Raw genomic sequence first — 4,308 nt, 5'->3', positions numbered from 1 at the left:
GGCCCTGGGGGAGCACGTCATCGAGTGGTGCCGGGAGGCCGGGTTCCGGGGGATCCGGTTCAACGCGGTGGTGGAGACCAACGAGGCGGCGGTGCGGCTGTGGAAGTCGCTCGGCTTCGAGATCGTCGGCACGGTCCCGGAGGCCTTCGACCACGTCGACCACGGGCCGGTGGGTCTGCACGTGATGTACCGCCGGCTGTGAGGGTGCGGCGGGGCGGGACCCGGCCGACTCGGACACGCCGCGCGGCATGCCGCCGGGGTACGGGTGCGTACCCGTAACATCCCGACACAACGGACAAATGGTGACGCACCGGCACTTGTTGCCGCCACGCCATCCCCGTTGCCCCCCGTGCGGCGTCCCCGTACCCGGTGCGCCCGGTGTCCCCGGCGTCACCGGTGGCGGGGACCCCGCCACCGCCACGCGGAAGGAACCCCCGTGTCCGACGCCAACATCCGCATCCCCGTCGAGGCCCGCGACCGCCTCGCCGAGATCGCCGCCGCCGAGGGCCTGTCGCTGCGCGGCTGGCTGGCCCGCCTCGCCGAGACCTCACTGACCCCCGCCGAGCGGGTCGCGCGCGCCGAACGCGCCGAGGCCCTGCTGCGCCGCTGGAACGGCTACGGCCCCGAGGCCCCCGAACGCGCCGACCTGGACCGGGAGATCGACCGCCGCCTGCACCGCGTGGACCTGGTGTGACCGGGCCGTTCCCACCCCGGCGGGCGGAGGGTGGGCCCCCGGGCGGAACGGCGGACCCCGCGCGTCCGGGAATCCCCCGCCCCGCCCCGGCGCACACCGCCGGCGTCCGCGGACGTGCCGAACCACCGCACGTGGTCCTGGACCACACGGCGATGGTGGCCGCCGATCGGGGCAACACCCTGGTCTCCCGCCTGATCCACCGGGCGCACGCCGAAGCCGGCTGGTTCCTGGGGGCGGCGGCCTGCGCCCTGGTGGAGGCCGACCGCGTCCGACCGGGGACCGCCGACCGGCTCACCGCCCTGCCCGGCCTGGTCGTGCTCCCCCTCGACCCGGTCGCCGTCCCGGCCGTGGCCCGGGGCCGGGACTGGGCGGACGCCCACACCGAGTGGGCCGCCCTGCCGGTGCCCGAACGCCCCGACGGGGCGGTGGTCGTCACGGTGCGGCCGGAGACCTGGCGCGGGCGCCCGGTCCGGGTGCTCGACCTCGGCCGCGGGGACACCGAGGGACACCCCGCCGACCCCGGCGGCCGGACCCTCTGACGGGGCCGTCGGGCGGGGCGCGGGAGCCCTCCGGGCGGGGCGCCCCGTCACTCCCCCGGCGCGGTGCCGAGCAACTCCCCGACGGTGTCGAGCAGCCGGGCGAAGGCCGGCGTGCCGGGGGTGATCGGCGCGTAGTGGCCGGTGCCCGGCAGGGGGACGAGTCGGTCCGCGGGACGCCGCGCGCGCCACCGCTCGGACCGGTCGAACGGCACCTGACCGTCCTCCGTGCCGTGCACCGACACCACCGGCACGGCGGGCGGCGGGTGGGCCGCCGGGTCGGCGTCCGCGAGCAGCGCGGGATCGGGCGCGCCGCCCGGTCCGGCGCCCAGCAGGGCCGTCGCGGCGCCGTCACCGAGACCGGTCCGCACGGCGTCCGCCAGGTCGGCGACCGGCGCCACGGCCACCACCCCGCGCGCGCCCGCCACCGGGCCGCCCCGTTCCCGTCTCCGTTCCCGTTCGGGAGCGAGCGCGCGGCACGCCGCCCACAGCGCCAGGTGTCCACCCGCCGAGTGCCCCAGCAGCACGGAGCCCCCGTCGTCCGCCCCGATCGGGTCGGCGGCGGGCGGGGCCTCGAGGCCGTCGAGGGCATCGAGGGCGGCGCACACGTCCTCCCCGGTGACGGGCCAACCGCCGCCCGCACCCACCCGCCGGTACTCCACCAGGGCGACCGGCAGTCCGGCCGCCGCCAGGGCGGCGGCGGCCGGCGACAGGTGGGCGCGGTCGTGGGCGGCCCGCCAGAAGCCGCCGTGCAGGGCCACCACCCGAACCGGCGGGCCCTCCCCGGGCCGGGTGCCGTACAGGTCGACCACCTGATCCGGGTGGTCCTCGCCGTAGCGCAGGGTCGCGTCCGGCGGCACCGGGTCGAGCGCGAGCAGCGCGGCGATCTCCTCTGCGTCCCGTCCGGTCTCCGCCACGCCCTCCCCCGCCGGCGCGGCGCGCCCGGCGGGGCTCACTCCCCGGTCCCGCCCGGTGCCCCCGCCGGGAGGTCGGCGAGGACCTCGGCGAGCACCCGCACCGCGCGGTCCGCGTCCGCGAAGGACGTGTACAGCGGGGTGAAGCCGAAGCGCAGCAGGTCCGGGGCGCGGAAGTCGCCGACCACCCCGCGCCGGATCAGCTCCGCCATCACCTCCCGCGCCGCCGGGTGGCGCAACGAGACCTGGCTGCCGCGCCGCTCGTGCTCCAGGGGCGTCACGGGGGTGACCGTCCCGGCGGGCAGCGTCTCCGCCACCCGGGCGAGGAAGAAGTCGGTCAACGCCAGGCTCTTGGCCCGCACCGCCGCGAGGTCCACGCCCTCCCACACCTCCAGCGCCGCCTCCAGGGCGAGCATGGAGAGGATGTCCGGGGTGCCGACCCGGCCGCGCGCCACGCCGGGGGCGGGCACGTGCTCGTCGGTCATCGCGAAGGGGTCGGCGTGCGAGTTCCACCCCGGCAGGGGGGAGTCGAAACGCGGCTGGTGCTCGGCCCGGATGTAGAGGAAGGCCGGGGCGCCGGGCCCGCCGTTGAGGTACTTGTAGCCGCAGCCGACGGCCAGGTCCACGCCGTCCCCGTCCAGCCGCACGGGCAGCGCGCCGGCGCTGTGGCACAGGTCGAGGACGACCAGCGCGCCGGCGGCGTGCAGGCGGGCGGTGACCGCCGCCGCGTCGTACAGCTCACCGGTGCGGTAGTCCACGTGGTTGACCAGGGCGACGGCGGTGCGCGGGCCGGCGGCGTCGGCGATCGCGGCGGCCGGGACGCGGCGCAACTCCCGGCCGGTCATCCGGGCCACGGAGGCGGCGAGGTAGCCGTCGGTGGGGAAGGTGTCGCCGTCCACGAGGATCTCCTCGCGCCCCTCCCCCGCCATCCGCACGGCCGCGACCAGGGCCTTGAAGATGTTGACGCCGGTGGAGTCGCCGACCACGACCTGCCCGGGGGCGGCGCCCACCAGGGGGGCGATCCGGTCGCCGACCCGCTCGGGGGCGGTCCACCAACCGGACTCGGTCCAGGAGCGGATGCGCAGCTCGCCCCACTCGCGGGCGACGACGTCCGCGAGGCGGGCGGGGACGCCGGCGGGCAGCGCGCCGAGGGAGTTGCCGTCGAGGTAGACGGTGTCGGCGTCGAGGACGAAGCGCTCGCGCAGCCCGGCCAGCGGGTCGGCCGCGTCCAGGGCGGCGGCGTCCGGCGCGGGCCCGAGGGGGGCGCCGGACCCCGGCGCGGCGGTCGGCGGGGAATGCACGGGGTTCACCTGCGTCTCAGACATGGCTGCGCGCCGTCCACAGCTCGGGGAACACGGTCCGGCGGGCCCGCTTCTCCAACCAGGCGACGCCGGCCGAGCCGCCCGTGCCCTGCTTGGCGCCCATCGCCCGCCGGGTGGCGGACAGGTGGTCGTTGCGCCAGCGCCACACCATCTCGGCGACCTCGGTCAGCTCCTCGCCGAGCCGCAACAGCGGGCCGGGGCCGGTCGCCCGCTGCTGCGCCTCGGCGGTGTACACCTCGGTCCAGGCCGCCTCCACCGCCGGGTGCGCCTCGTACGGGCGGGTCCGGTCCCGCTCCAGCACCTCCGCCGGCAGCGGCTCCCGGCCGGAGCGCACCCGCTCGCGGGAGAGGAAGGCCAGCGCCTCGTCCCACAGGCTCGGCTCGTGCAGCGCCTTCTCCAACTCGGCGTGCACGCGCGGGGTTCCCCGGTGCGGCACGAGCATCGAGGCGGACTTGTCGCCCAGCAGGAACTCCATCCGCCGGTACATCGCCGACTGGAAGCCGGAGCCCTCGCCGAGCGCGCTGCGGTAGGCGTTGAACCGCGCGGGGGTGAGGTGGGCCAGCGGCTCCCAGGAGGCGTTGAGCGCGGCGAGTTCGCGCCGGGAGCGCTCCAGGGCGGCGAGCGCGGTCGGCAGGTCGTCCCGGCGCAGGGCGGTGGCGGCGGTGGTCCACTCGTGGACGATCACCGTGAACCACAGCTCCATGACCTGGGTGGTGACCAGGAAGACCATCTCGCCGGGGTCGTCGGAGAGCGGGCGCTGGAGGTGGGTGAGCACGTCGGCGCGGACGTAGTCCTCGTACGGCGTGGTGCCGGCGAAGTCCAGGTGCGGGTCGGCGGGGGCG

General features: G+C 77.6%; 6 protein-coding genes. 3 read left to right on the top strand and 3 right to left on the bottom strand.

What is annotated here, in order from left to right; genetic code table 11:
• The 3 genes from FOE67_RS18190 to FOE67_RS18180 all read left to right on the top strand — a co-directional run.
• The coding region (locus FOE67_RS18190) for a GNAT family N-acetyltransferase (protein WP_182665601.1) at positions 1 to 202 on the top strand (202 nt) is incomplete at its 5' end.
• Positions 203 to 436: 234 nt separating this feature from the next.
• A complete protein-coding gene (locus FOE67_RS18185; protein ID WP_182665599.1) occupies positions 437 to 694 on the top strand; it encodes a hypothetical protein in 258 nt (85 codons plus the stop codon).
• A 152-nt stretch (positions 695 to 846) separates the two neighbouring features.
• Entirely contained in the window at positions 847 to 1,233 is a 387-nt protein-coding gene (locus FOE67_RS18180) for a PIN domain-containing protein (RefSeq protein ID WP_182665604.1), read from the top strand.
• 47 nt (positions 1,234 to 1,280) lie between these two features.
• Here FOE67_RS18180 and FOE67_RS18175 read toward each other — a convergent pair whose 3' ends face one another.
• The 3 genes from FOE67_RS18175 to FOE67_RS18165 form a co-directional block, all read right to left on the bottom strand.
• Positions 1,281 to 2,147 (bottom strand): alpha/beta hydrolase fold domain-containing protein, encoded by an 867-nt coding sequence (locus tag FOE67_RS18175; RefSeq protein ID WP_182665597.1) that lies wholly within the window; start codon positions 2,145 to 2,147, stop codon positions 1,281 to 1,283.
• A gap of 35 nt (positions 2,148 to 2,182) precedes the next feature.
• Positions 2,183 to 3,469 carry a kynureninase gene (kynU, locus tag FOE67_RS18170; protein ID WP_182665594.1) on the bottom strand — a complete coding sequence of 429 codons (1,287 nt, stop codon included), beginning with the start codon at positions 3,467 to 3,469 and terminating at the stop codon, positions 2,183 to 2,185.
• The coding region (locus tag FOE67_RS18165; RefSeq protein WP_438874249.1) for a tryptophan 2,3-dioxygenase family protein at positions 3,462 to 4,308 on the bottom strand (847 nt) is incomplete at its 5' end. The genes FOE67_RS18165 and kynU, both read right to left, overlap by 8 nt.

Source organism: Streptomyces calidiresistens, assembly GCF_014141525.1.
In the GTDB taxonomy this organism is placed as follows: domain Bacteria; phylum Actinomycetota; class Actinomycetes; order Streptomycetales; family Streptomycetaceae; genus Streptomyces; species Streptomyces calidiresistens.
The sequence above is the reverse complement of the archived record's forward strand: the minus strand, read 5'-3'. Positions and strand labels throughout refer to the sequence as shown.

Bases quoted from the DNA above. Each gene is read 5' to 3' on its own strand.
- kynU (WP_182665594.1), bottom strand. From the start codon at position 3,469: ATGTCTGAGACGCAGGTGAACCCCGTGCATTCCCCGCCGACCGCCGCG.
- FOE67_RS18180 (WP_182665604.1), top strand. From the start codon at position 847: ATGGTGGCCGCCGATCGGGGCAACACCCTGGTCTCCCGCCTGATCCAC.